This window comes from Cryobacterium sp. TMT2-17-1, assembly GCF_004402765.1.
Classification (GTDB): domain Bacteria; phylum Actinomycetota; class Actinomycetes; order Actinomycetales; family Microbacteriaceae; genus Cryobacterium; species Cryobacterium sandaracinum.
The window spans coordinates 22,078-47,219 of record NZ_SOGC01000034.1; the positions used below are offsets into that span (position 1 = coordinate 22,078).

At 70.3% G+C, this 25,142-nt stretch carries 21 protein-coding genes; 9 read left to right on the top strand and 12 right to left on the bottom strand.

Annotation, left to right across the window (positions count from 1 at the left end; genetic code table 11):
• The first annotated feature begins 5 nt into the window (after positions 1–5).
• Positions 6–1,034 carry a LacI family DNA-binding transcriptional regulator gene (locus E3O47_RS08850; protein ID WP_104099906.1) on the top strand — a complete coding sequence of 343 codons (1,029 nt, stop codon included), beginning with the start codon at positions 6–8 and terminating at the stop codon, positions 1,032–1,034.
• 119 nt (positions 1,035–1,153) lie between these two features.
• On the opposite strand, the gene E3O47_RS08855 is transcribed toward E3O47_RS08850, so the two are convergent.
• A complete protein-coding gene (locus E3O47_RS08855) occupies positions 1,154–2,080 on the bottom strand; it encodes an LLM class F420-dependent oxidoreductase (protein ID WP_134400987.1) in 927 nt (308 codons plus the stop codon).
• Positions 2,077–3,072, bottom strand: coding sequence for a site-specific DNA-methyltransferase (locus tag E3O47_RS08860; protein WP_134375165.1), 996 nt, complete (start codon positions 3,070–3,072; stop codon positions 2,077–2,079). Before E3O47_RS08860 ends, E3O47_RS08855 begins: the two co-directional genes overlap by 4 nt.
• A 34-nt stretch (positions 3,073–3,106) precedes the next feature.
• On the opposite strand from E3O47_RS08860, the gene E3O47_RS08865 reads away from it, so the two are divergent.
• Positions 3,107–3,439: a GNAT family N-acetyltransferase gene (locus E3O47_RS08865; RefSeq protein ID WP_104099909.1), complete on the top strand. Its 333-nt coding sequence runs from the start codon at positions 3,107–3,109 to the stop codon at positions 3,437–3,439.
• 24 nt (positions 3,440–3,463) lie between these two features.
• Here the strand turns inward: E3O47_RS08865 and E3O47_RS08870 are convergent, their stop codons facing one another.
• Both E3O47_RS08870 and E3O47_RS08875 read right to left on the bottom strand, forming a co-directional pair.
• Entirely contained in the window at positions 3,464–4,513 is a 1,050-nt protein-coding gene (locus E3O47_RS08870) for a biotin/lipoate A/B protein ligase family protein (protein ID WP_104099910.1), read from the bottom strand.
• A gap of 9 nt (positions 4,514–4,522) precedes the next feature.
• A complete protein-coding gene (locus E3O47_RS08875; protein WP_104099911.1) occupies positions 4,523–5,374 on the bottom strand; it encodes an alpha/beta fold hydrolase in 852 nt (283 codons plus the stop codon).
• A gap of 192 nt (positions 5,375–5,566) precedes the next feature.
• On the opposite strand from E3O47_RS08875, the gene E3O47_RS08880 reads away from it, so the two are divergent.
• Positions 5,567–5,971, top strand: coding sequence for a MarR family transcriptional regulator (locus E3O47_RS08880; RefSeq protein WP_233191233.1), 405 nt, complete (start codon positions 5,567–5,569; stop codon positions 5,969–5,971).
• A gap of 5 nt (positions 5,972–5,976) precedes the next feature.
• Positions 5,977–7,290, top strand: a complete 1,314-nt coding sequence (locus E3O47_RS08885) for an MFS transporter (protein WP_134342539.1) — start codon at positions 5,977–5,979, stop codon at positions 7,288–7,290.
• A 241-nt stretch (positions 7,291–7,531) separates the two neighbouring features.
• On the opposite strand, the gene E3O47_RS08890 is transcribed toward E3O47_RS08885, so the two are convergent.
• Positions 7,532–8,998 carry a peptide MFS transporter gene (locus E3O47_RS08890; RefSeq protein ID WP_134375169.1) on the bottom strand — a complete coding sequence of 489 codons (1,467 nt, stop codon included), beginning with the start codon at positions 8,996–8,998 and terminating at the stop codon, positions 7,532–7,534.
• 116 nt (positions 8,999–9,114) lie between these two features.
• Here E3O47_RS08890 and E3O47_RS08895 point away from each other — a divergent pair, with 116 nt between their 5' ends.
• The 4 genes from E3O47_RS08895 to E3O47_RS08910 all read left to right on the top strand — a co-directional run bounded on the left by E3O47_RS08895 (position 9,115) and on the right by E3O47_RS08910 (position 12,420).
• Positions 9,115–9,510 carry a sortase gene (locus E3O47_RS08895; RefSeq protein ID WP_104099914.1) on the top strand — a complete coding sequence of 132 codons (396 nt, stop codon included), beginning with the start codon at positions 9,115–9,117 and terminating at the stop codon, positions 9,508–9,510.
• Positions 9,511–9,661: 151 nt separating this feature from the next.
• Positions 9,662–10,021, top strand: coding sequence for a glycerophosphodiester phosphodiesterase family protein (locus E3O47_RS16550; RefSeq protein ID WP_233191235.1), 360 nt, complete (start codon positions 9,662–9,664; stop codon positions 10,019–10,021).
• A gap of 322 nt (positions 10,022–10,343) precedes the next feature.
• The gene (locus tag E3O47_RS08905) at positions 10,344–11,144 is read left to right on the top strand and encodes a GntR family transcriptional regulator (protein ID WP_104099915.1); all 801 of its coding nucleotides are present in this window, start codon (positions 10,344–10,346) and stop codon (positions 11,142–11,144) included.
• Between the two features lie 16 nt (positions 11,145–11,160).
• Positions 11,161–12,420: an alpha-hydroxy acid oxidase gene (locus tag E3O47_RS08910; protein WP_134400986.1), complete on the top strand. Its 1,260-nt coding sequence runs from the start codon at positions 11,161–11,163 to the stop codon at positions 12,418–12,420.
• Positions 12,421–12,528: 108 nt separating this feature from the next.
• On the opposite strand, the gene rocD is transcribed toward E3O47_RS08910, so the two are convergent.
• A complete protein-coding gene (gene rocD, locus E3O47_RS08915) occupies positions 12,529–13,773 on the bottom strand; it encodes an ornithine--oxo-acid transaminase (RefSeq protein ID WP_104099958.1) in 1,245 nt (414 codons plus the stop codon).
• An 8-nt stretch (positions 13,774–13,781) separates the two neighbouring features.
• Positions 13,782–14,573, bottom strand: coding sequence for a dimethylargininase (ddaH, locus tag E3O47_RS08920; protein WP_233191239.1), 792 nt, complete (start codon positions 14,571–14,573; stop codon positions 13,782–13,784).
• 434 nt (positions 14,574–15,007) lie between these two features.
• On the opposite strand from ddaH, the gene E3O47_RS08925 reads away from it, so the two are divergent.
• The gene (locus tag E3O47_RS08925) at positions 15,008–15,445 is read left to right on the top strand and encodes an Lrp/AsnC family transcriptional regulator (RefSeq protein WP_104099917.1); all 438 of its coding nucleotides are present in this window, start codon (positions 15,008–15,010) and stop codon (positions 15,443–15,445) included.
• 62 nt (positions 15,446–15,507) lie between these two features.
• Here E3O47_RS08925 and E3O47_RS08930 read toward each other — a convergent pair whose 3' ends face one another.
• The 5 genes from E3O47_RS08930 to E3O47_RS08950 all read right to left on the bottom strand — a co-directional run bounded on the left by E3O47_RS08930 (position 15,508) and on the right by E3O47_RS08950 (position 25,126).
• The gene (locus E3O47_RS08930) at positions 15,508–16,281 is read right to left on the bottom strand and encodes an ABC transporter permease (protein WP_174720184.1); all 774 of its coding nucleotides are present in this window, start codon (positions 16,279–16,281) and stop codon (positions 15,508–15,510) included.
• A gap of 146 nt (positions 16,282–16,427) precedes the next feature.
• Positions 16,428–17,396: an NAD-dependent epimerase/dehydratase family protein gene (locus tag E3O47_RS08935; RefSeq protein ID WP_134400985.1), complete on the bottom strand. Its 969-nt coding sequence runs from the start codon at positions 17,394–17,396 to the stop codon at positions 16,428–16,430.
• A 103-nt stretch (positions 17,397–17,499) separates the two neighbouring features.
• Positions 17,500–20,313 (bottom strand): alpha/beta fold hydrolase, encoded by a 2,814-nt coding sequence (locus E3O47_RS08940; RefSeq protein WP_241976737.1) that lies wholly within the window; start codon positions 20,311–20,313, stop codon positions 17,500–17,502.
• A complete protein-coding gene (locus E3O47_RS08945) occupies positions 20,310–21,332 on the bottom strand; it encodes a 3-oxoacyl-ACP synthase III (protein ID WP_104099919.1) in 1,023 nt (340 codons plus the stop codon). The genes E3O47_RS08940 and E3O47_RS08945 overlap by 4 nt, the downstream gene beginning before the upstream one ends.
• A 173-nt stretch (positions 21,333–21,505) precedes the next feature.
• Positions 21,506–25,126 (bottom strand): bifunctional proline dehydrogenase/L-glutamate gamma-semialdehyde dehydrogenase, encoded by a 3,621-nt coding sequence (locus E3O47_RS08950; RefSeq protein ID WP_104099962.1) that lies wholly within the window; start codon positions 25,124–25,126, stop codon positions 21,506–21,508.
• Positions 25,127–25,142: the final 16 nt, after the last annotated feature.

Consider the following 25,142-nt stretch of genomic DNA (forward strand, 5'->3'; position numbering starts at 1 on the left):
GCGTCATGATAACGAGTGTGCGCCAGGTCCGTCCTTCGCAGCCCACCCTGGAAATGGTGGCCGAGGTGGCCGGGGTTTCCCGGGCCACCGTGAGCCGGGTCGTGAACGGGTCCACCAGGGTCAGCCCAGAGATCGTCGCCTCGGTGACGGACGCCATCAACCAGCTCAACTATGTTCCGAACCGGGCGGCCCGCTCGCTCGCGAGCCGGCAGACCGAGGCCGTGGCCCTGGTCGTGCCTGAGGATATGACCCGGTTCTTCGGTGATCCCTACTTCGCCGCGGTCGTGCAGGGCATCACCCGCCGACTCGACCAAAGTGATTACACGCTCAACCTGCTCGTTGCGTCGAGCGACCCACGGCACAAGACTCTGCGCTACCTGCGCTCGGGCAACGTCGACGGAGCGCTCATCATCTCGCACCACACCGGCGACGACTTCGTGGCCGAACTCGACAAGACCATGCCGGTGGTCTTCGGCGGCCGGCCGTCGAACGCGGACAACCTCGCCGCCTACTTCGTTGACGTCGACAACGCGGCGGGTGCCGAGACGGGCACCCAGCACCTCGTCGACATCGGGCGCCGCCGCATCGGCTCGATCGCCGGCGCGGTGGACATGCCGGCCGGCATCGACCGCCTCACCGGGTTCGAGCGCACGCTGGAGCGGGCCGGGCTGCCCGCGGATGCCGTCGAACTCGCCGACTTCACAGCCGCCGGTGGCGCGGCAGCCACCCGCCGGCTGCTGGAGCGGTGCCCCGACATCGACGGCCTCTTCGTGGCGAGCGACCTGATGGCCACCGGGGCGGTGGATGTGCTGCGTGAGCTCGGCCGCTCTGTGCCCGGCGACGTGGCCATCGTCGGGTTCGACGACAGCCCGGCCGCGACGAGCGGCCCGGTGCCGCTGACTACGGTGAGCCAGCCCTCCGAGGAAATGGGCTACGCGATGGCGGACATTCTGCTGCGCCGGCTCGCCGCCGACGAGAGCATGCCGCACCGCACCCTCATGCCGACCCGTTTGGTACTACGCGAGTCGGCGTGACACGCGCGGCTTCCCCGGTGCGGGTGCTGCGCCGTTGCGCGCGTGGCGCGCCGGCAGCGTAGCGGCGCAGCACCCGCGCACCGGCAATACCGGCGGGACCGGCAGGACGGGCAGGGCGGTCAGGCCAGCTGAGGCATGACCTCGCGGGCGATGAAGTCCAAGTGGCCGAGGTCGGACAGGTCCATGATCTGCAGGTAGACGCACTCGACCCCGTCGTGGGCGAGGGCGCCGAGGCGGTCCACGACCTCGGACGCCGTGCCGGCCACGCCGTGCGCCCGCAGCTCGGCCGGTTCCCGGCCCGCGGCCGCGGCCCGGCGAATGAAGTCTGCCTCGTTCGCGCCCGCGACGGCGATCAGCGCCGCCGAGTACACCAGCTCACGGGGATCGCGACCGATGGCCGCGCATGCAGCGCGCACGCCGGCGAACTTGGCCGGGACATCCGCGAAATCCGGGAACGGCAGGTTGAACTCGGTGGCGAAGCGGGCAGCCAGGGCCGGGGTACGCCTGGCGCCGCCACCGCCCACGATCACCGGGATGCGGGCCTGCACGGGCTTGGGCAGGGCGGGCGAGTCGACGAGCGTGTAGTGCTCGCCGGCAAAGCTGTAGCGGTCGCCGACCGGGGTCTCCCAGAGCCCGGTCACGATCTCCAGCTGCTCCTCGAGCATGCCGAACCGCCTGGCCGGGAACGGGATGCCGTAGGCCAGGTGTTCCTGCTCGAACCAGCCGGTGCCGAGGCCGAGCTCGACCCGCCCGCCCGACATCTGGTCGACCTGCGCCACCTGGATCGCGAGGATCCCCGGCGGACGGTAGGTCACCGACGAGACCAAAGTGCCGAGGCGGATGCGCCGGGTCTCCCGGGCGAGGCCCGCCAGGGTGGTCCAGGCATCCGTCGGCCCCGGCAGCACGGGAGCCGTGTCCCCCATCGCGAGGTAGTGGTCGGAACGGAAGAACGCGTCGAAGCCGAGCGTCTCCGCGGCCTGGGCCACGGCGAGGATGTCGTCGTAGGAGGCACCCTGCTGCGGTTCGGTGAAAATGCGAAGTCTCATGCTCCCAGCCTTGCCCCGGGCCGGTCGGCGCCGAAATCGAACAGCGCCGGCTGGGCCGGCTCGGGCGCGGCCGGCTCGGGCACGGCCGGCTCGAATCCGCCGGGCAGGAACTCCACCGCGGGCAGCAGCGCGAAGCGCGTGCGCATGACCTGGATCGACTCGGGGTTCTGGTCCACCAGCACGAAGCGGCGGCCGAGGGCCGCGGCAACCGCACCCGTCGTGCCGCTGCCGGCGAAGAAGTCGAGCACCCAGTCCCCCTCGCGGCTGGACGCCTGGATCATACGGCGCAGGATGCCGACGGGCTTCTGGGTGGGATACCCGGTCTTTTCCTTGCCGGTGGGCGACACGATCGTGTGCCACCAGACATCCGTCGGCAGCTTGCCCTTCGCGACCTTCTCGGGGGTGACCAGACCGGGCGCCATATAGGGCTCGCGGTCGACCGTGGTCGAGTCGAAGTAGTACCGGGCCGGGTTCTTCACGTAGACCAGGATCGTGTCGTGCTTGGTCGGCCAGCGGTTCTTCGACTTCGCGCCGTAATCGTAGGCCCAGATCAGCTCGTTCAGGAAGCAGTCCCGGCCGAAGAGGGCGTCGAGCAACACCTTGGCGTAGTGCGCCTCGCGGTAGTCGAGGTGCAGGTAGAGGGTGCCGTCATCGGACAGGAGGCGCCAGGCCTCGATCAGGCGCGGCTCGAGGAAGGCCCAATAGTCCTCGAACTGGTCGTCGTAGCCGAGCAGGTCACCCTTGATCCGCTCGTACCGCTGGCCCTTGAAGCCGGTGATGATGCCCGCGGCGTCCGCACCCAGGGCGACGGATACCGGGCTCGCCGGTGCGCGCACCGACGTCGTGGTCTGCCGGTTCTGCTTGCGCCCCGTGTTGAACGGCGGGTCCAGGTAGATCAGCGTGAAGGCCGCGTCGGGCAGCTGCGGCAGAACCTCGAGGTTGTTCGCGTGGACAACACGGCTGGGGGAGGAGGGAGACCACGCGATCGGCATTCCTTCATTGTGTCAGGCAGCCTACGCTGAGGGGATGACACCAGATGCAGCATCCCCGGAAACGACCGGGGAATCCGACTCGGTCGTATTCCGTCACGAACCGGCCCTGGCCCGGTACACGCTCGAGCTCGCCGGCACCACCGTGGGCTTCGCCGACTACGAGGTCGCCGGCCAGGATGTGCTGTTCACCCACGTCGAGGTGGACCCGGCGCACCGGGGCGAAGGTCTGGCGGGCATCCTCGTCGAGCAGGCGCTCGACGATGTTCGCACCCGCACCACGCTCACGGTCGTGCCGGTGTGCCCCTACGTTGTGCGCTGGATCGACCTGCACGCCGAGTACCAGGACCTGCTCACGCGCGGACGGTAGCCCGCGTATTGACGGCCCCGTGGCCTAGGGAACCCGCCCGATCCACTCCTCGGTGCCGAACTTGGTCTCTACCAGCTCGGTCGCCCTGGCATATTCCGCTTCGGTGATCTCTCCGGCGACGGCGCCATAGAGCCCGGTGAAGGTCGCCTTCATCCGGTCGATGATCGCATCCCGGCTGAGGCCGGTCTGGCTGCGCAGCGGGTCGACGCGCTTCGCGGCGCTCGTGATGCCCTTGTCGCTGAGTTTCTCCCGGCCGATGCGGAGCACCTGCACCATCTTGTCGCCGTCCATGTCGTAGCTCATGGTGACGTGGTGCAGCACGGCGCCGCTGCCGAGACGTTTCTGCGCGGCCCCGCCGATCTTGCCCTTGGGGCTCGTGATGTCGTTCAGCGGCTGGTAGTAAGCGTCGATGCCGAGGGATTTGAGCGCCGTGAGCACCCACTCGTCGAGGAATGCATAGGAGTCAGCGAACGTCATGCCCTGAACGAGGTCGGTCGGTGCGTAGATCGAGTAGGTGATGACCGAGCCGGCTTCCATGAACATGGCGCCGCCGCCGCTGATCCGGCGCACGACGGTGAAGCCGTGCTTGGCGGCCTGGACTGGGTCGACCTCGTTCTTCAGGGACTGGAAGCTGCCGATGACGACGGCCGGCTCCGTCCATTCCCAGATCCGCATCGTGGGGTTGCGGCGCCCCTCGCCAACCTCGATCGCGAGCACCTCGTCAAGCGCCATCTGCATGACGGGAGCGACAGCCTTGGTGTGGATCAGCTGCCACTCGTAGTCGCGCCAGCCGCTGGCCTGGGCGAGGGAGCGACGGATGGCCACCGCCACCGATTCGGGCGAGAACCCGAGCAGCGTGGCATGGGCCGGGAGCGCGGCGCGCACTGCGGCGGCGATGCTGACCGCGTCGCTGTCGGCGGACAGGCCGTTCACGGCCGCGTTGATGTCGCCGAGCGCACTGTCGGGCTCGAGGAAGAAATCACCGGCCAGCCGGAAGTCGACGATCGTGTTGTCAACGACATCGAGATCGACGACGACGAGCTTGCCGCCTGGAACTTTATATTCACCGTGCATGACGCCAGCCTAATCGGCGCGCACGGCAAAACGTTTGGCCAGCCACCCGATCAGGTCGTCGAAGACATCCTCACGGTTCGTCTCGTTGAACACCTCGTGGCGGGCACCGGGGTAGGTGATGACCCGGATGTCCCGAAGTCCCGACCGCCCGGAATAGGCCCGAACCAGCCTGCGAGCGCTGCGCTCCCCGCCCACGATGTCGTCACCGCCGACCAGGATGAGCAGCGGCAGGCCCGGCGGCAGGTCGCGGCCCGGCCTGCCGAAGAGGCGCGCCGCCTCTCGCAGCCCGAACAGCTTGGCCAGCGGGGTCGTGGTCGTGAGCGGGTCGGCGATGAAAGCGCGGGCCACCTCTGGATCGCGGCTGAGCCACTCCACCCCGGTGTCGCCGAGGTGCTTGTGTCGGCGGTTGAGGTCGCCGCTGTCCAGGTAGCCGGGCATCCGGTAGGCCGTGCCGCTGAGCACGACCGCGTCGTAGTCGGCGGCGTGCGCATTGACGATCATCTGCACCATGAAGGACCCCCAGCTGTGGCCGAGCAGCACGAGCGGCAGGTCAGGGTGAGTGGCGCGGATGATCCCACTCAGCTGGCGTACGCCGGCCACTGCCGCGCGCAGTCCGCCGGGGCCGAGGCGGCCGAGGCGGGACAGGTCGCCGTCATACTGGTGCACTCCGGTCTGGCCGTGGCCGCGGTGGTCGTCGGCGTAGACCGTGTAGCCGGCCGTGTTCAGTCGGGTGGCGAGCTCCGCATACCGCTGCGCATGCTCACCGACCCCGTGAGCGAGCTGCACGATGGCCCGCGGGCGATCGACCGGCCAGGTGAAATACGTGATCGAGACGCCAAAGTCATCCGTGTAGGTAGGCACGAGGCCAGTCTGGCAGGACTCGCCCCGCGCGTCTCTGGATTCCGGTTCTTTGCCGTCGATCCTGAACTAGGCTGCGAGCAGGGAATACTTAGCGAGGCTAAGTGGTTAGGGTGGGTAGCTATGGAATCTTCACCGACATCTCACGTGCTTGCGCCGGAGGTCTCCCCTGGTCGACGTGCGACGGTAGCCGAGTTGAGTCACGATTTCCGGCTGGCCAACGGCCGGCTGGCCCGCCGCCTGCGGCAGGAGAAGGCCGACAATGAGCTCAGCTCGAGCCAGTTCTCGGCCCTCGGCACCCTGTTTTTCCATGGCCCGTTCACCCTCCGCGAGCTCAGCGAACGCGAGCGGGTCACGCCGCCGTCGATGAACCGCACGGTCAACGCGCTGGTCGAGGCTGGCCTCGTGAACCGGGCCGGCTCTGCAGACGACGGCCGCAAGGTGGTGCTCACGGTGACCGACCAGGGGCGCACCCTGATGCGGGAGACGCGCAAACGCAGGGATGCCTGGCTCGCCCAGCGCATCGTCACGCTCAGCCCCGACCAGCGCCGGATCCTCACCGAGGCCGTCGACATCATGAAGGAACTCGCCAACAGTTGAACAACATGTTCCGCTCCCTGAGCATCCCGAACTATCGAATCTGGTTCGCGGGGGCCCTCGTGTCGAACATCGGAACCTGGATGCAGCGCACGGCCCAGGACTGGATCGTGCTGACCGAACTGACCGATTACAACGCCACCGCGGTGGGCATCGTGATGGCTTTGCAATTCGGGCCCCAGCTCGTGCTGATGCCCTGGTCCGGCCTCATCGCGGACCGGTTCAACCGGCGCAGACTGCTCATCCTGACGCAGACCCTGATGGGCCTGCTCGCCCTCGGCCTCGGTGTGATCACCGTCACCGGAGTCGCGGAGCTGTGGCACGTCTACCTCTTCGCCCTGGGCCTCGGGATCGTCGCGGCGATCGACGCCCCCGCCCGCCAGACCTTCGTGTCGGAGCTGGTCTCCGACAACGACCTCCCGAACGCCGTGGCCCTCAACTCCGCATCGTTCAACGGCGCTCGGCTGATCGGACCGGCCGCCGCGGGGCTGCTCACGGTCGCCGTCGGCGCCGGCTGGGTCTTCATGATCAACTCGGCGACGTTCGCGGCGACGGTGCTCGCGATGACTCTTCTGCGCACCGTTCAGCTGAGGCCGCAGCCGCGGGCCACCCGCGAGCGGGGACAGCTGATGGCTGGCTTCCGGTACGTGTCCCGCCGGCCAGACATCATCGTCGTGTTGATCACCGTCTTCCTGGTGGGCACCTTCGGCTTCAACTTCGCGATCTTCACGGCGACGATGGCCACGGTCGAGTTCGGCATGGGTGCCAGCGAGTTCGGGCTGCTCAGTTCGATCATGGCCATCGGCTCCGTCGCGGGCGCGCTGATGGCCGCCCGTCGCGGCCGGCCGCGGCTGCGTCTGGTCATCGTCGGATCCTTCGCGTTCGGCCTGTCCTGCGCTGTGGCCGCGGTGATGCCCAACTACCTGACCTTCGCGATCTCCCTGACCTTCGTCGGCCTGTCCTCGCTGACCCTGATGACCACCGCGAACGCCTACGTGCAGACCACGACGCGGCCGGCCATGCGCGGCCGGGTGATGGCGCTCTATATGGCGATCTTCGCCGGCGGCACGCCACTCGGGGCGCCCCTGGTGGGCTGGGTAGCCGACCAGTTCGGCCCGCGCTGGGCGCTGGGCGTGGCCGCGCTCTCGGGCCTCCTCGCGGCCGGGGCGGTGCTCTTCTGGATGGTGCGCTACCGCAGCCTGCGGGTACGGTTCCGCCGGGGCATGACCCCACGAATGCGGGTGCACCACGACGGAGACGGCCGCACCGCCGAGACCGCCACCCGCGAAATCGCGATCGTCGAGGCCACGGCGACGCGCTAGCGGAGTGAGACCCGACGAGCCTGGCGGTAGTTCTCCCCGAACGAATTCGACGGAGATTCTGCCCAAATCGTTGCCATAAGGCCCGAAAAAGCAGGTTTCGCTCAGATTCTCCGTCGAATTGGTTCAACACCGGACACCGCGCCCCCCTTGCTGAACAGAGTCCGCGCGGTGCAGCCAGCTCTGAGCCTGTGGGGCGCAACACAACGAATCGCTTGGCATCCACTCGGCTGACGGATGCCGGTCAGCGCACGCCGTTCATCAGCCGCAGGATCGGTCGGGCGATCAGTGCGAGCAACAGCCCGAGCACGATCGCGACCCCGCCGATCACGCTGAAGTAGACCGTCTCCGACACCGATGTGTACCACTCGGCGAGCCAGCCGGACACCGCGGTGCCCAGGGCGATCGAGAGGAAGAACAGCGCGACCATCTGGGTCTTGAAGGGTTCCGGGGCGAGCCGCGTCGTGACGGCCAGGCCGACCGGTCCGATCAGAAGCTCCGCCACCGTGAGCACGAACAGGATCGCGATCATCGCGAGCAGTGGCGTCGAATTCGGGCCGCCGTCGACGAACGGGAGGAACAGCAGGAACGCGGAACCCATCAGCGCGGTGCCGAACGCGAACTTGACCGGGGTGGACGGCTGACGGGAACCCCAGCGCGTCCACAGCGCGGCGAAGGCACCCGAGAGCAGGATGATGAAGACCGGGTTGAACGACTGCACCCACGACACCGGCAGCTCCCAGCCGAACACGTCGCGGTTGAGCCGTTCGTCGGTGTAGATGGTCACCACCGTGAACTGCTGCTGGGAGAGGGACCAGAACGCGGCACTGGCCACGAACAGCGGCATGAACGCGTAGACGCGTTTGCGCTCGAGGGCGGTGATCTGACGGTTGCGCAGGATGACCACGAAGTAGCAGACCGTGGCGATCAGGGTCAGCGCGATAACGATGGTGACCAGGCCGGATGCCGTGATCACGCCGAGCAGGACCAGCACCACGATCACGGCGGTCGTTGCGATCGCGGCCCAGAGGTAGCCGGCGTGGCGCGACGCCGGCAGCGGGTTCGGCACCTCGTGCACGATGGCCGGCAGGCGCTTGCGGCCGAAGGAGTACTGCACCAGGCCGATCGCCATCCCCACGGCGGCGAGCCCGAACCCGTAGTGGAAGCCGAGGGTCGTCTGCAGCAGGCCGGTCAGGACCGGCCCGAAGAAGGCACCCAGGTTGATGCCGAGGTAGAAGAGCGAGAAGCCCGCGTCGAGCCGAGGGTCGTCCTTGGCGTAGAGCGCGCCCACGACGCTGGTCGCGTTGGCCTTGAGCCCGCCGCTGCCCAGCGCGATCAGGATGAGCCCGGTCGCCACGCCGCCGAGGCCCGGCAGGAGAGCGAGTGCCACGTGCCCCACCGCGATCACGATGGCGCTGCAGAAGAGCACCCGCTCCGAGCCCACCAGGCGGTCGGCCACCCAGGCTCCCAGAATGGTCGACAGGTAAACGCCGCCGCCGTAGGCCCCCACGATGCCTGCCGCGGTGGCCTGCGGGATCCCGAGGCCGCCGTCGGCCGCGGAGTAGTACAAATAGAGCAGCAGGATGCCCTGCATCCCGTAGAACGAAAACCGCTCCCACATCTCGACGCCGAACACGTTGGCGAGGGCGCGAGGCTGTCCGAGGAAGCTTCGGTCGTCACGGGTGGGAGATTGTTCAACAACCGAGCTCATTGCTTGACCTTACCGTGTGCCCCCAGACCTGGGGGCATCGGCAGGGTCGCGGCATCCGGCCCGGAGGGCACGGTACGATTTTGCCCGTACCGTTACGACGACCGGGAAGGGGCAACGTGGACACCTTCTCGCTCGTTTCCCTCCTCAGCGAGGTGCTGACCCTGATCGGCCTGGCCGTCGGCGGGGCACTCTTCGCGGCCGGTCTCGTCGCGCGCGGTGTGAAGGGTCGCTGGGTACTGACGGATGGCGTCATCGCGTCCTCCCGGGCCGGAACGGTCATCCGCTGGTTCGACCGTGACGGCGAGGTGCACGAGTGCCCGGCGAACACACACGAGACGCACGGGCTCGCGCCCGGCGACGACGTGCCGGTCTGGTTCAGCCTCCGCACCCCCTCCCGGTGTCGCACCCACACCCCGGAGGCCGAGGGCCGGGCACTGCGCCTGACCGGCCTGATCCTGCTCGGCATCGGTGCCGCGTCCGGCGTGCTCGGCATCGTGCTGCTCTTCATCTGAGATCCTCTGCGTTCGCACGGAGCCCGCCGCCGTGACCAGGCCCGGTCAGCGCTCGGAACGACCTCTCCACCCCGGCCACGTCCGGTTCGCAGCGTGGAGAACCGGAGGCGGACTGCCGCCGGTTCACGCAACTCCAGGGGAACCACGCAATGTGCTCAATCCTGATCGCGGCGGCCGCGGCCAGTGGACCGAGGAATCACTGACCGCCTTCGCCGGGTCTCCCGAGTTGGGTGTGAGCACACTCGAGCTGGACACCCATTTGTCCAGTGCCAACCAGGTGGTGGTGTGGCACGACGACGTGATGACGTCCAGCAAATGCGCCGACGCCGCTCCCGCGTTCCCCGGCGACTCGGCCTTTCCCTATGCCGACGACCGGGTGCGCGACCTGAGCCTGGCCGAGATCCGCACCCTGGACTGCGGCTACCAGCAGTCGCCGGGCTTCCCTGAGCAGGCGAACACCCCCGGCAGTCGGATCGGTCAGTCCTGCAGAGCTTCGACTGGGCGTCACTGAACCTCACCCGGCAAATCGCCTCGGATCTGACCCTGGGGGCCCGATCGAGCGGGGATTCCTGACCGGGCGTCGGGCAGCCCGAATCCAGCCCGAACCTGGGCGGCCTCGGCCTCCCGGTCGTCCCGTGGACGGTGAACGAGACCGCGGACTTGACCAGCCTGAGTGCGGCCTGAAGGTGCCGGCGGCGTATACCCGGTGACGGATGCGCCCCGGGCGCTGGTGCGCATCGGGCGCGTCGTGTAGCGTGTGGTCAGACCACACCGCCCGACGCATGATCCCCGCCGGGCACACCGCATGCCACCCCAACGTCGAGGAGGAGCCCATGAGCATCGAACGCCGTGCCTGGGAAGTCGTGTTGCAGAACATCGAGCTGGATCTCCTCAGTGGGCGACTACGCCCGGGTGACCATCTTCCGCCCGAGCGGGCCCTCGCCGCCGAGCTGGGCGTCGGACGGTCCAGCGTGCGCGAGGCCATCCGGGTGCTCGAAGTGCTCGGGCTGCTTCGCACGTCCGCCGGGTCGGGGCCCACGGCGGGTGCGATCATCGTGGCCCTGCCCGGCGGCGGCATGTCGGCGCTGATGCGTCTGCAGGTGGCGGCGCAGGGGTTCCCCGTCTCTGACGTGGTCAAGACCCGGCTGGTGCTCGAGGCCTCGGTCGTGACCGAGCTGGCGGAGGCATCCGCCCAGGCCAGTTCCACCATGGACGCCAACGCCTCCCTGCACCCCGACCTGACGACGCCCGAGCTGCTGCTCTGCGCCATGGAGTCTCCCGCGCTGACCGAGGGGGAATTCCTGGCCCTCGACGCCGCGTTCCACCTGGCCCTGGCCACCGCATCGGGCAACCAGGTCGTGACCGCCACGATGGCGGGGCTGCGCAGTGCCATCGAGGGCTATGTGCGGGCGGGCGCGACCAGCCTCACTTCCTGGCCCGACACCTCCGCCCGTCTCCGCACCGAACACCGCGCGATCCTCGGCGCGATCGAGGCCGGCGATCCCCCGGCCGCCCGCAGCCTCGTGCAGTCCCATATCGCGGGTTACTACGCCGAAACCCACCTTGCCAACCACCTGCCCGACCTCTTCGCCAACGACCACACGGATGCCAACGGGCACCCGGTGGCCCGATAGAAAGGACCCTTCGACCATGGTTCAACGACGCATCCCGAAGATCAAAGACCTTGCCCCGCTGATGCACTTCAAGACCCCCGAGCTGAACGCGAAGAAGCGCCGCCTCGAGGGCGCGCTCACCATCTACGACCTGCGCGACATCGCCAAGAAGCGCACCCCCAAGGCCGCGTTCGACTACACCGACGGCGCCGCCGAGGCCGAGCTGTCGCTGGGCCGTGCCCGCCAGGCCTTCGAGGACATCGAGTTCAACCCGTCGATCCTGCGGGACGTGTCGGCCGTGTCGACGGGCTGGGACGTGCTCGGCGCCCCCGTGGCCCAGCCCTTCGGAATCGCCCCGACCGGGTTCACCCGGATGATGCAGACCGAGGGTGAGATCGCGGGCGCCCACGTCGCGGCCCGGGCCGGCATCCCCTTCTCCCTGTCGACCATGGGCACCACGTCGATCGAGGACGTCAAGGCCGCGAACCCCCACGGGCGCAACTGGTTCCAGCTCTACATGTGGAAGGACCGCGACCGCTCGATGGCGCTCGTGGACCGGGCCGCGAAGGCCGGCTACGACACCCTGCTGGTGACTGTGGACGTGCCCGTGGCCGGCGCGCGCCTGCGCGACAAGCGCAACGGTTTCTCGATCCCGCCGGCCCTGACCGCCGGAACGGTCATCAACGCACTGCCGCGGCCGGAGTGGTGGATCAACTTCCTCACCACCGAACCGCTCGCCTTCGCCAGCCTCGACCGCTGGAGCGGCACAGTCGCCGACCTGCTCGACACCATGTTCGACCCCACCGTCACCTTCGAGGACCTGGCCTGGATCAAGGCGCAGTGGCCCGGCAAGATCGTCGTCAAGGGCGTACAGAGCCTGGCGGATGCGCGCACGCTCGCCGACCTCGGCGTGGACGGCATCATCCTCTCCAACCACGGCGGGCGCCAGCTCGACCGCGCCCCGATCCCGTTCCACCTGCTGCCGAACGTCGTGCGCGAGGTCGGCAGCGAATACGAGGTGCATCTGGACACGGGCATCATGAGCGGCGCCGACATCGTCGCGTCCGTTGCCCTCGGTGCCCGCTTCACCCTGGTCGGCCGCGCCTACCTCTACGGCCTGATGGCCGGCGGCGAGGCCGGCGTCGACCGGGCCGTCCAGATCCTCTCCGAGCAGGTCTCCCGCACCATGCGACTGCTCGGCGTGAACAGCCTGGAGGAGCTCGAGCCGGGCCACGTCACCCAGCTCGCACGCCTCGGCCGCATCGCGCAGCCGGTGGCGGCATCCGTCGGCGTGTAGTGTCGTGGCCACCCGGCCGGCCGCACCTCGCCGAGTGTCGGCGTTTGTGCCGAGCTGACCCGTTCCAGCGGGTCAACTCGGCACAAGCGGGATAACTCGGCGGCTCGGCTACGCGGCGGCGAGCTCTGCGAGCACGGCTGCCAATTGCTCGACCGCCCAGTCGAGGTCGGCCTCGGAGACCACGATCGGCGGGGCCAACCGGATGGTGAAGCCGTGGGTGTCCTTCGCGAGCACGCCGCGGGCCAAGAGGGCCTCGCAGACCACCCGGCCGGGGGCCAGCGTCGGGTCGATGTCGATGCCGGCCCAGAGGCCGGCGCCACGCACGGCCACGACGCCCTGGCCGATCAACCCGGTCAGCCCGTCGTGCAGGCGGGCGCCGAGAACGCGCGCGCGCTCCTGCTGCTCGCCGGTGGCCAGCAGTTTCACCACGGCGAGGCCGACGGCCGCCGCCAGCGGGTTGCCGCCGAAGGTCGAGCCGTGCTCGCCGGGGCGGAGCACGCCGAGGATGTCCCGATTGCCGACGACCGCCGAGACCGGCACGATGCCGCCGCCGAGTGCCTTGCCGAGCAGGTAGAGGTCAGGAACGACGCCCACCAGGTCGCAAGCGAAGGTCGCTCCCGTGCGGCCGAGGCCGGACTGGATCTCGTCGGCGATGAACAGCACATTGTGGCGGTTCGTGATCTCGCGCACGGCCGGCAGGTAGTCGGCCGGCGGCACGACGATGCCGGCCTCGCCCTGGATGGGCTCGAGCAGCACCGCGACCGTGTTCGCGTCGATCGCAGCCTCGAGGGCCGCGGCGTCTCCGTAGGGAACCGTGCGGAACCCCGGCGTGAACGGCCCGAAATCCTTACGGGCCGACTCGTCGTCGGAGAAGCTGACGATCGTGGTGGTGCGGCCGTGAAAGTTCTCCCCGGCCACGATGATGTTCGCCATCCCGGCGGCGACGCCCTTGACCCGATAGCCCCAGGCGCGGGCCACCTTGATGCCGGACTCCACCGCCTCGGCGCCCGTGTTCATCGGCAGGACCATGTCCTTGCCGGAGAGCTCGGCGAGCGCGGTCACGAACGGGCCGAGCTGGTCGTTGTGGAAGGCGCGGCTGGTGAGCGTGATGCGGCCCAGTTGCTCGCGAGCGGCGTCCAACAGGAGCGGGTTGGAGTGGCCGAAGTTGACCGCGGAGTACGCGGCCAGGCAGTCCAGGTAGCGGCGGCCGTCGACATCCGTCACCCAGGCGCCGTCGCCGGACGCGACGACCACGGGCAGCGGATGGTAATTGTGGGCCGCGTGCTCGTCTTCCAGCGCGATATACGCGGCCTGTCCGAGCGCGGCGGCCGGGGCGGTGGCCTGGTCGGTCATCGGGTCGGTCATCGGCGCAGCTCCAGGGTGCAGCACTTCACGCCTCCTCCACCGAGCAGCAGCTCGGACAGGTCGACCCCGATCGGGTTGAAGCCGCGGGCGCGCAGTTGGGCCTCGAAGCCCTTCGCCCGCGCGGCGATGACCACGTTGTAGCCGTCGGAATAGGAGTTGAGGCCGAGGATGGCCGCGTCCTCCTCGGCGACGATGATGGCGTCCGGGAATCGCTCGCGCAGGATGGCCAGGCTCGGCTCGTCGAACGCGCTCGGCAGGTAGGCGATCTCGCCGTTGCCCGTGGCCGGCGACGCGTCGAGCACGGCGATGGCCGTGTCGAGGTGGTAGAAGCTCGGATTGATCAGGTTGAGCGTGATCACGGGGCGGCCGTAGATCGCCGACACCTCTTCATGGCTGTTCGAGGCGCTGCGGAACCCGGTGCCCGCGAGGATCACGTCGCCCACGAGCAGGAAGTCACCCTCGCCCTCGTTGATCTCCGCCGGCACGCGCACGTCGAAGCCGTTGGCGCCGAACCAGTCCATGTAGGCCGGACCTTCCGGCTGGCGTTCGGCGTAGGTGAAGGCCGCGCCGTAGGAGATGTTGTCGATGACGAATCCGCCATTGGCCGCGTAGACCATGTCCGGCAGGCCGTCGACGGGTTCGATCAGGTGCACGTCGAAGCCGAGGCCGACATAGGTGTCGTGAAGCGTTTGCCACTGGGCGACGGCGAGCGCGGTGTCCGTCGGGATGGCGGGATCCATCCAGGGGTTGATGCGATAGACGACGGAAAAGAATTCGGGCTTGCACATCAGCACGGTGCGCTTGACGGGCGTGCGCACGGGAAGGGCCGGCGAGACGAGCTCGTCCAGGTTCGGGGCGGTGAGGTTGGTCGACATGGTGACTCCTTCGGCGGCCATCCGCCCCCTTCGGGTGAGGTCGGCTGGCGGGGTGGATGGCGGACCAGGTCACTCACGAGAGCTCTGCCGGCACGAAACGCCTGGGCAGAGACGCCATGCTTAGTCTCACACAGCACGAATCGGATGTGCACCCCACTCTGCGCCGAAAACGTGCGCGCGTCCGGCCCCTCACGCAGTTTTCCGCCACAACGGGCGATGACGGATGCCGCACGTCCGCCCGCTGGTCCGCTCGCCACGGCGCAGCTATCCAGTGAATTGCGCTATCGGGCGCGGGTTTTCTGCGTTAATGAGTGCGCCAGCGCAACGATGCCCCCTAGACTCTCGGCATGGACAACCTCGACCGTGGCATTCTCGACCTGCTCCGCCAGAACGCCCGGGCGGGATACGGCGATATCGGCTCGGTCGTCGGACTCTCGGCGTCGGCCGTGAAACGCCGAGTCGACCGGCTCGTGGCCGACCGCGTCATCCGCGGTTTCACCATCCAGGTGGATCCGGCCATCGACGGCATGAGCACCGAGGCCTACGTCGAGCTGTTCTGCCGCGGCACCGTGGCGCCCGAGGAATTACTGCGCATCCTGTCCGGGGTGCCAGAGGTCGTGGACGCCGGAACCGTCACGGGCAGCGCCGACGCCATCGTGCACATCCGGGCCCGGGACATCCCCGGTCTGGAGGCGGCGCTGGAAAAGGTGCGTTTGGCACCCAACGTGGACCACACCCGCAGCGCGATCGTGCTCTCCCGGCTGATTCACCGCTCCGCCGAGTAGCCGCCCGGCTCCCAGCAGGATCGGACCGGCCGGCGCCGAGGACATCAGCGCGGCGCGTGTCGCTAGCCCGGCACCGGGACGGGGCGCCGGGTCACGGGGGCCAGCAGGTGGATCAGGGCGACCGCCGCGATCGATCCGGCGCAGAGGATGCCGGCAAGCACCACGATCTGGAACCGCCCTGCCTCGAGCGGCGAGGCTCCACCGAAAATCGCTCCCACGAAGGCTCCGGGCAGCGTGACCAGCCCGGTGGTCTTCGTCTGGTCGGTCGAGGGGATCAGGGCGAAGTACACCGCGCGGCAGGCCAGTTCTCGGGTGGACTGGCGCGGGGTGGCGCCGAGGGCCAGCCAGCCCTCGACCTCCTCCCAGTGCTCGGTCACGCCCTCGGTGAAGCGCCGGCCGGAGAGCGTGGCGATCGACATGGCGTTGCCGATGATGATGCCGCCGAACGACAACACGTAGCGCGGCGTGAACTCGAGCGCGCCGGTGCCGAAGACCACGAGGAGGGTGACCATCACGCCCAGGCCCATCGAGGCGGCCACCCAGGCCGCGTGCCGCCGGGTGGCGCCGATCCGGCGGGTGACCGTGCCGACCGCAGCGGTGAACATGACCGCCAGACCCACGCCGACCCAGAACGGGTCGGAGATGATGCCGCTGAGGATCAGGCTGATCGCGGCGAGCTGCAGGGCGCCGCGCAGCACGGCGAGGGCCGGTGCGAACGGATGCGGCACCCGGTAGCCGCGCAGCACCAGCGTGACGATCGCGATGAGCAGCGCGATCCCGAGCAGGGTCGGCGCCAGTCCGGCCAGCTGGGCGGGGAGGTCGCGGGGCCAGGTCACGTGACGAGCCTAGCGAGCCGCCGCGCCCGGCAGGCCCCGGTGATCGGAATCCGTCAACGACTGGGCTCCGTCAGCGCGCGGAAGGGGCGCTGGCGATCGCACGGACGGCCCTGGGCATCCGTTGAGGCCGCCAGTGCCCGAGAAAGCTAGCCGTCGTACGAGGCGGCGAGGCGGCGGAAGCCCTCATCGAGGCTCACCGCGGGCGTCCACCGCAGCTCGGACCGGGTGCGGCGCTGGTCGAACCAGTGCGCGGTCGAGAGCTGCTCGGCCAGGAACCGGGTCATCGGCGGCTCGTCGGCGCCCGGACGGATGCGCCAGGCCGCCTCGATCAGCGCCCCCGCACCGCGGGCAACTCCGGCCGGGACCCGCCAGGCCGGCGCCGGCACGCCGGCGGCCCGGCACATGCCCGCGAGCAGTTCGGCGACCGGCCGCGGCTCCCCGTTCGTGATCACGTAGGAGCGGCCGTGCACGGCGTCGGCCTGATCGAGGGCTGCCGCGATGGCCGTGGCGGCGTTGTCGATGTAGGTGGTGTCGATCAGGGCGGCGCCGTGGCCGAGCAGCGGCAGGCGTCCGGCGCGGGCGCGCTCGACGATCCGGGCCACGAGCTGGGTGTCTCCCGGGCCCCAGACCAGGTGCGGCCGCACGGCGACCACGCGCAGGGCGGCCGAATCCGCGGCGAGGGCGACCAGTTCGGCCTCGGCCTTGGTGCGGGCGTAGGGACCGCGGGCTTCGGCCGGGTCGGCCGGCTCGGCTTCGCTGCCGACAATGGATGCCCCGGTGTGGGCGACCGAGGGCGACGACACGAAGACGAAGCGGGAGGCTCCGGCATCCGCGGCCGCGGCCAGCAGGGTGCGCGTGCCGCCCACGTTCACGGCGGCGAACTCGGCCGGGCTGCCGGCCAGGGACACCTTGGCGGCCAGGTGCACGACCGCGTCCATTCCGGCGACGGCGCGCCGGGCCTCGGCGGGCGCGGTGACCGAGCCGAGTAGGTCGGTCACGCCGGGCACGCCCGACGGGCGCCGCTGGAAGGCTCGCACCTCGTGTCCGGCGGCCGCGATCTCGGCCGCGACGGCCCGGCCGAGGAAGCCGCTGGCCCCGGTGACAAGCACCCTCACGGCAGCACCGTCGGCGAAAATGTGCTGCGCGGGTGCTGCGTCGCTGCGCGCGTGGCGTGCCGGCAGCGGAGGGGCGCAGCCTGCGCGTGACGCGAGAGGCGCCTCACGGGCGGGTCATCCGCGCGCCGGATAGGATGCCGCCGGCCCAGCGCCCCAGCCGGGTGCGGTCGATCTTCGAGTTGTGACGGATGTCCGTGGGCAGGTGCGGCACGACCAGCACCGCGGCCAGCGGCAGCCCCGCGACGGCACGCACGGCGGCGGCCAGCCCGGGGTCGGCCAGCGCGACCCGGCGGGTCGGCGTGCGGGTCTCGACCACGGCGACCACCTGCTGGGTGCCGGTCGGCCCAACCCCGACGACGGCGGCCCGGGCCACCGCTGCGACGGACTCGATGCGCTGCTCGGGACCGACCGGGGTCACGACGCCGGTCGCCGTCGTGATCACATGCGGCAGGCGCCCTTCCACCCAGAGGCGTCCGGCGTCGTCGAAGTGCCCGACGTCGCCCGTGCGGTGCCAGCGTTCACCGGGCACGGCGCCGCTGCGGGCGGCCCGGTCGGTCAGCCACAGGCGGTCGTAGTGGTCCTCGACGTGCGGCGCGGAGACCACGATCTCGCCGGTGACCCCGGCGGCCTCCGACAGCTCGCCGGTGGCGTGCCCCTGGGCGTCGAGGGCGCTCGTGCGGATGCGCGTGGTCGCCGTCGCGCGGCCGACGCAGACCCCGCCGGGGCCGGCCGGGGCATCCGTCGCCGTCGCGGCAGAGGACAAGGCAGACGGCGAGACCCCCGGCGTGGTCGCCGTGGCCATCGCCTCGCGGATGCCGTCGAGCGAGATGTCGGCCATCAGCAGCCCCTCGGTCATGCCGTAGGGCGTGTGCGCGGAGGCCGACGGCATCAGCCGGGCCGCGGCCGCGAGCAGTGGCTCGGAGACGGGGGCACCAGCGGAGAGAAAGCTCGACACGCCGGCGAGGCTGACATGGTCGGCGGCGGTCAGGCTGCCGGCGGTGGCCACGACGTTGGCCAGCGCGGCCGGCGACAGGAATACCACGGTCGCGTCGATGGCGGCGACCGCGGCGGCGACGGATGCGGCGGTCAGGGTCTTCGGCTTCGTCACGTCCATGTCCGGGGTCACCGAGCGGGCGCCGAGGGCCGGGCCGAGCAGCGCGAACGGGGCGAAGCCGGCCACCAGGCCGGTGCCGCGGCCCACGCCGTACTGCGCGAACAGCGCGTGGCTGACCGCGGCGAGCTGGCCGTGCGTGTAGACGACGCCCTTGGCCGGCCCGGTCGAGCCGGAGGTGAACAGCACGGCGGCAGTGTCTCCGGGTTCCGGCGGCGGCGGAAGCTGCTCGTCCCCGCCGAGCGCGATCAGCTCGGCGAGGGTGGCGGAGATGTCGAGGGCGCGCATGGCGGCGCGGGGAAACCGCGCCACGGAGATCTTCTGGCCGGGCCAGTCGAGGGCCCGGGCGGCGAGCAGCCCGGGGACGGCGCCGATCACGTGGTCGGGGCGCGCGCCGCGCACGGCGCGGGTCAGCCCGCGTAGGCCGAGGCCGGCATCCGCGACCACCACGACCGCGCCGATCCGCACGCAGGCGTAGAGCACCGCGGTCAGGTCGGCGCCGGGTGGAACGAGCAGCGAGACCCGGTCGCCTTTCCGCACGCCGATACGATCGAGGCCGCAGGCGAGCTGCCGCACCCGCCGGGAGAGCAGGCGCCAGCTGACGACGCGGGGTGCGCCGCCCCCGGGCGGGGCCATGTCGATCAGCGCGGTCTCGTCGCTGTTCTGCAGTTCGTCCAGATAGTGCCAGAGCGGATGCCGCTCGCCGGCCGCCCAGCCGTCCACACCCTGTTCGACCGAAACGGCAACCTGAGGGGCAGCGGAGGAAGCGGCGGAGGCGGCAGCGGCGATTGCAGCGGCAGGCACCGCGCGGTCGCCGAGCCAGGTCAGGGCGGCCGCGGCGTAGTCGACGTCTTCCATGACGAGATGCCCGGCACCCTCGAAGCGATGCACGTCCGCGTGCGGCAGGCGGTCCACGAGGTCGTCGAGGTAGCGATCGCTGAAGATCGGGTCGGTCGGGCCCCAGAGCATCAGGGCCGGTACGGTCAGGTCGCGGATGCCGCCGGAGATGCGGGCGATTTCGGCCGCGCTTTCGTGTGCGCCATGCACCGGGATGTCGGCGACGAACGCGCCGATCCCGCCGCGGCGGGCCGCGCCGCGGTAGGGCGCGCGATACGCCTGCTTCACCGCGGCCGGAAGCGGCGGGTGCGCCAGTGCCAGTGTCGTCTCCAGAAACGCCGGCGTGGCCACAGTGCCGGAGCCGAGCACGCTGCTCCGCAGGGCCAGCCGCAGCGGGGCCGGCACCGGCGCATCGCTCGGCTGGTGCACGGCCGTGTTCAGCAGCATGACCCCGGCGAGCACGTCCGGGTGGTCGACGGCCCAGCCGAGCGAGATCGACCCGCCCCAGTCGTGACCGAAGGTGACCACCGGGCCGGCCAGGCCGAGGGTGTCGGTGAGCTCGCCCAGGTCCCGCACGCGCGTGGCGAGCGGGCGCACCGCGCCGCTTCGCTCGGAGAAGCCCATCTCGAGCTGGTCGACGGCGATGACGCGCCAGGCCTCGCCGCCGTGACAGGCCGCATCCGTCGCCGCCGTGACGAACTCGCGCCACAGGTAGGACCAGGTGGGGTTACCGTGCACGCAGAGCACCGTGCCCACGGGGGTGACGCCCAGCTCGGCGAGACGCTCCGCGTTGTCGAGCAGGTGCCAGGTGCGGGTGACCGGATGCCCGGAGGCGGTCGACACGACCGGCACCAGGCGCGAGAACGCGGCATCGAGCCCCGACAGGCCGGCCGGCGGCAGGGACGCGGGCGCCGGCGTCGCCGCGGCGCGCGGGAGACGGTAGGACACGGGGGCAGAGCCGCGCTTCACCAGGCGAGTTCCATCATGGCCGTGTTCAGGCCACTGCCGACGCCCATCAGCAGCACCCGGTCGCCGGTCCTGAGCCGCGCGGCTTCCTCGGCCAGGGTGATCGGGATCGACGCGGGCCCCACATTGCCGTACAGCGGGTAGGTGAGCGGCACCCGGCTGCGGTCCAGCCCGGTCGCCTTCACGATCGCGTCGGTGTGCACATCCGACACCTGGTGCAGGATGTACCGGTCCATGCCCGACCAGTTCCAGTCGCGTTTGGCCTCGGTCCAGGCCGAAACGACGAGCTCCATGCCACCCTTGAGCAGCGCCTTGGCGTCGGTGAACATGCCGTCGACGCTGCCGACGCAGAGGCCGTTGAACTCGGTGGCGGCGCGGGTCACGCCGCCGAGGATGCGGTGCCCCTCCGGATGCGCGTCGGCCCGACCGAGCACGGCCGCGGCCGCGCCGGAGCCGAGCGTCAGGCTCGCGAACTCGCTCATAAAGTCCTTGCGGTTGATGTCCGGGCGGCCGAGGCGCTCGATCGTGTTGGTCTGGATCTCGTCGGCGTCCTCCCCGTCGATGATCACGGCGTACTGCACCTGGCCGGAGTCGATCAGCTGTGCGGCCAGGGTCATGCCGTTGACGAAACCGAGGCAGGCGTTCGCGATGTCGAAGTTCGTGGCCGAGGAGGGCAGGCCGAGGCCGTGGTGGATGCGCACGGCCACCGAGGGCTCGAGGTGCTTGCGGGTCACCGAGGTGTTGATCATCAGGCCGACCTGGCCCGGTTGGATGCCGGCGGCGGCCAGGGCGCGCGTGCCGGCCGCGACGGCCGCGTCGTCGAAGGCCTGGCCGGGCGCCCAGTTGCGGCGCTCGTGCACGCCCGCCACCCGCTGGAGCAGGCCGCTCGGCAGCTTCAGCCGTTTGAGGGCCGGCTGCAGGCGACGATCGATGTCCACCGAGGTCGTGACCTGCGGGGCGAGCTCGGTCGCCACCGACAGCAGGGCGACATTGCGGTGCGTCGTCGTTGCGTTACCGTCCAACTGTGGATCCCCTGTCGAATTGCAGCAGTGGTCAGCCGCGCCTCGATCATTGTGCACCAGAAGCCTGATCGTTGTCCGCACTCCTGCTGGTGCAGTCGACCGCAGACTGCGGCCACCAAAGTCCTATTTTAGCCTTGTGGTCGACCGCCGTCGCACGGGCCGCAGCCCGGCCCCTAGATGATCCCCTCGGAGAGTGTGCTCGGGTTGCCGAAGCGGTGCGCCGTGATCGAGATCGCCTGCTCGCGCAGGAACGGGAGCAGCTCGACCCGGCCGGCCTGGGTGACGGGGTGTGCGTACACCGCGATGTCCGGGCTGCCGCCGAGCGCGTGGGCCAGGCGGGAGGCCTCCGCCTGCGCCCCTGTCAGGCGGTCCCCGCCGATCAGGCGCACCCGGCTGGTGCGGATGCCACCGGCCTCGGCCCGCTGCAGCCATTCGTCGTCGCTCTCGACCGAGACCGCGATCTCGCGCTCGGCGAGCACGTTGCGCACCATCGGCGGCACCGGGATGGCGCTGGAGACCTCGAACGACGCCGTCGACAGGGTCGCGGCAATGATCACGCGCAGCAGGTCGGCGAGGGTGCCGGCCTCGGTCAGGCGCACGGTGACGGGCAGCGGGCGGTAGCGGAACAGGTTGCGTTCGAGACCGAGGTCTGAGACGTCCCTGACCGCGCCGAACTCGTCGCGCCAGGCCAGCGCGTCACTCAGCGCCGACCGGCGCAGCACGTCGAAGTCCGCGTAGTCGAGCACGGTCTGCGCCGCCTCTATCAGGGCGGTGACGGTTTGGTCGAGGCCGCGCAGGTGGAGCGTCGAGCTGTTGCGGCCGGCTTCGCTCACCCAGCTGCCGAACCCGTACAGGTAGTTCGGGCCGCCGGCCTTGGTGCCCGGTCCCACGGCCGAGCGCTTCCAGCCGCCGAAGGGCTGGCGCTGCACGATCGCGCCGGTGATGCCACGATTCACGTAGAGGTTGCCGGCCTCGATCGTGTCCAGCCATTCGGTCAGCTCGGCCGGGTCGAGCGAGTGCAGCCCCGAGGTGAGGCCGTAGTCGACCGCGTTCTGGAAACGGATGGCTTCCGCCAGGTTGCGGGCGTGCATCACTCCGAGCACGGGCCCGAAGAACTCGGTCAGGTGCACGTAGGAGCCGGGCAGCACCCCGGTGCGGATGCCCGGCGACCAGAGGGTGCCGGACTCGTCGAGCTGCTGGGGCTCGACCAGCCACTTTTCGCCGACGCCGAGCGTGGTGAGGGCGTGGCGCAGCTTGCCCTCGGCCGGCTCGATGATGGGGCCCATCTGGGTGACCGGGTCGGAGGGGCGGCCGACGCGCAGGGAGGTCGCGGCATCCGTCAACTGACTGATGAAGCGCTCCGATTTGGCGACCGATCCGACCAGGATGACCAGGCTCGCAGCCGAGCACTTCTGCCCGGCGTGCCCGAAGGCGCTTTTGATGACATCGGCGGCGGCGAGGTCGAGGTCGGCGGAGGGAGTGACGATGATGGCGTTCTTGCCGCTTGTCTCGGCCAGGAGGGGCAGGTCCTCGCGGAAGCTGCGGAACAGCTGCGCGGTCTCGTAGCCCCCGGTCAGGATGACGCGGTCGACGGCCGGGTGCGAGATCAGGCGGGTACCCAGTTCCCGGTCGGCGAGGTCCACGAGCACGAGCAGGTCGCGCGGCACGCCGGCTTCCCAGAGCGCCTCGACCATGACCGCGCCGGAACGCTGGGCGAGCTTGGCGGGCTTGACGATGACGCCGGAGCCGGCCGCGAGGGCGGCGAGCACGCCGCCGGCGGAGATGGCTACCGGGAAATTCCACGGCGGGGTGACCACGGTCAGCTTCGAGGGCACGAAGATCGCGCCCTGCACGGCGTCGAGGTCGCGGGCCCGTTCGGCGTAGTAGTGGGCGAAGTCGATCGCCTCGCTGACCTCGGGGTCACCCTCGGCGATGGTCTTACCGGTTTCGGCGGCCATCACCTCGATCAGGCGGTCGCGGTTCGCGGCGAGCGCGAGCCCGGCCCGGTGAAGCACTGCGGCGCGCTCCGCTCCGGTGCGCTGCCCCCAGGCGGCGCCGCAGGCCGCCGCGGCCTCAATCAGGCGGTCCAGCTCGGCCGGGTCGCTGACCCGGGCGTCACGGATGGCGTCCAGCCCGAGCGTGGAGGTCTCGACCCGGCTCAGGATGTGACGACCCCAGGCCCGGTTCGCGGGCAGGGACGGGTCTGTGTCGGGTTCGTTGTGGAAACCGGGGTGCGGCAGGCTCTCGACCGAGCCGCGGGTGAGCCCGAGCACGGCTGCGGTGAGCCCGACGCCGGACTCGTCGCCGAATTCATCCTCGTCATCGCCGGATTCGCTTGCGGGTACCTCGCCGCGGCCGGCTGCATCGAGCTGGGTGACCTGGGTACGGTCCTGGCGGCGGTTCGGCTGTGGGACGACCGCGTCGAGGCCCGCGAGAGAGGCCAGGAACCGCTCCTTCTCGCGGTCGAAGAGCTGCGGGGAACTCGTCAGCTCGAACACCGCCGACATGAAGTTGTCCTGGCTGGCGTTCTCCTCGAGGCGGCGGATCAGGTAGCTGATGGCCACGTCGAATTCGGCCGGGTTCACGACGGGCGTGTAGAGCAGGAGGCGGCCGACGTCGCGGCTCACGGCCTCGGCCTGGCTGGTGGCCATGCCCAGCAGCATCTCGAACTCGACCCGGTCGTCCACGCCGCGCTTCGTGGCCAGGAGATGGGCCCAGGCCACGTCGAAGAGGTTGTGGCCGGCGACGCCGATCTTGACGGCATCCGTGTTCTGCGGGGTGAAGGCCCAGTCGAGCACGCGCTTGTAGTTCGTGTCACTGTCCTGCTTGGTGGAGTAGGTCGCCAGCGGCCAGTCGTGCACGGCCGAGTCGACGTGTTCCATCGCCAGGTTGGCGCCCTTGACGACGCGCACCTTGATCGGGGCTCCGCCCGCGGCCCGGCGGCCCTGCGCCCAGTGGGTAAGACCCTGCAGGGCCCCGAGGGCGTCGGGCAGATAGGCCTGCAGCACGATGCCGGCCTCCAAGTGCAGCAGCTGAGGCTGGTCGAGGATGCGCTCGAACACCGCGATGGTGAGGTCGAGGTCGCGGTACTCCTCCATGTCGAGGTTGATGAACTTGGCCCCGGTGGTGGAGCCGCCCCCGGTGGTCGAACCGCCCCCCGCCGCCAGCTCGTAGAGCGGGGTCAGGCGTTCGACGACGCGGTCGACGGCCTCGTCGAAGGACCACATCGACAGCTGGCTGGCGATGGAGGAGACCTTGATCGAGACGTAGTCCACGTCGTCGCGGGCCAGCAGGGCGCGGGTTCCCTCGAGGCGGCGCAGCGCCTCCTTCTCCCCGAGCACGGCCTCGCCGAGCAGGTTGATGTTGAGCCGGTTGCCGGACTCGCGCAGGTGGGCGATCGCCGGACCGAGCTTCTCGGGCGTGGCGTCCACGACCAGGTGCCCGACCATCTGGCGCAGCACCTTTCGCGCAGCGGGGATGACCACCCAGGGCACCACCGGGCCGAGCACGCCGCCGAGGCCGATGGCCGCGCGCAGGTAGGAGGGCAGGAAGCCGGGCGCCTGTTTTGCAACCTTCTGCAGGTTGTAGCCGGCGACCATGAGGTCTTCCGGGCGCATGACGCCGTCGACGAAGCCCACGGTGAAGTCGAGCCCGTTCGGGTCTTTCAGCACGCCGGCGAGGCGCTGGGCCGACAGGTCGGCGGGGATCGTGGCGCTCTCGGCGAGCCACTTCTGCACGAGGGCGACCACATCGGCGCTGAGATCGTGCTGCACGGATGGAGTGGAGTTGGTCATGGTCACGAGGCTAGTT

Coding starts and splice junctions, on each gene's coding strand:
- E3O47_RS08850 (WP_104099906.1), top strand. CDS start 6: ATGATAACGAGTGTGCGCCAGGTCCGTCCTTCGCAGCCCACCCTGGAA.
- E3O47_RS08855 (WP_134400987.1), bottom strand. CDS start 2,080: ATGAGACTTCGCATTTTCACCGAACCGCAGCAGGGTGCCTCCTACGAC.
- E3O47_RS08860 (WP_134375165.1), bottom strand. CDS start 3,072: ATGCCGATCGCGTGGTCTCCCTCCTCCCCCAGCCGTGTTGTCCACGCG.
- E3O47_RS08865 (WP_104099909.1), top strand. CDS start 3,107: ATGACACCAGATGCAGCATCCCCGGAAACGACCGGGGAATCCGACTCG.
- E3O47_RS08870 (WP_104099910.1), bottom strand. CDS start 4,513: ATGCACGGTGAATATAAAGTTCCAGGCGGCAAGCTCGTCGTCGTCGAT.
- E3O47_RS08885 (WP_134342539.1), top strand. CDS start 5,977: ATGTTCCGCTCCCTGAGCATCCCGAACTATCGAATCTGGTTCGCGGGG.
- E3O47_RS08890 (WP_134375169.1), bottom strand. CDS start 8,998: ATGAGCTCGGTTGTTGAACAATCTCCCACCCGTGACGACCGAAGCTTC.
- E3O47_RS08905 (WP_104099915.1), top strand. CDS start 10,344: ATGAGCATCGAACGCCGTGCCTGGGAAGTCGTGTTGCAGAACATCGAG.
- E3O47_RS08910 (WP_134400986.1), top strand. CDS start 11,161: ATGGTTCAACGACGCATCCCGAAGATCAAAGACCTTGCCCCGCTGATG.
- rocD (WP_104099958.1), bottom strand. CDS start 13,773: ATGACCGACCAGGCCACCGCCCCGGCCGCCGCGCTCGGACAGGCCGCG.
- ddaH (WP_233191239.1), bottom strand. CDS start 14,573: ATGTGCAAGCCCGAATTCTTTTCCGTCGTCTATCGCATCAACCCCTGG.
- E3O47_RS08925 (WP_104099917.1), top strand. CDS start 15,008: ATGGACAACCTCGACCGTGGCATTCTCGACCTGCTCCGCCAGAACGCC.
- E3O47_RS08950 (WP_104099962.1), bottom strand. CDS start 25,126: ATGACCAACTCCACTCCATCCGTGCAGCACGATCTCAGCGCCGATGTG.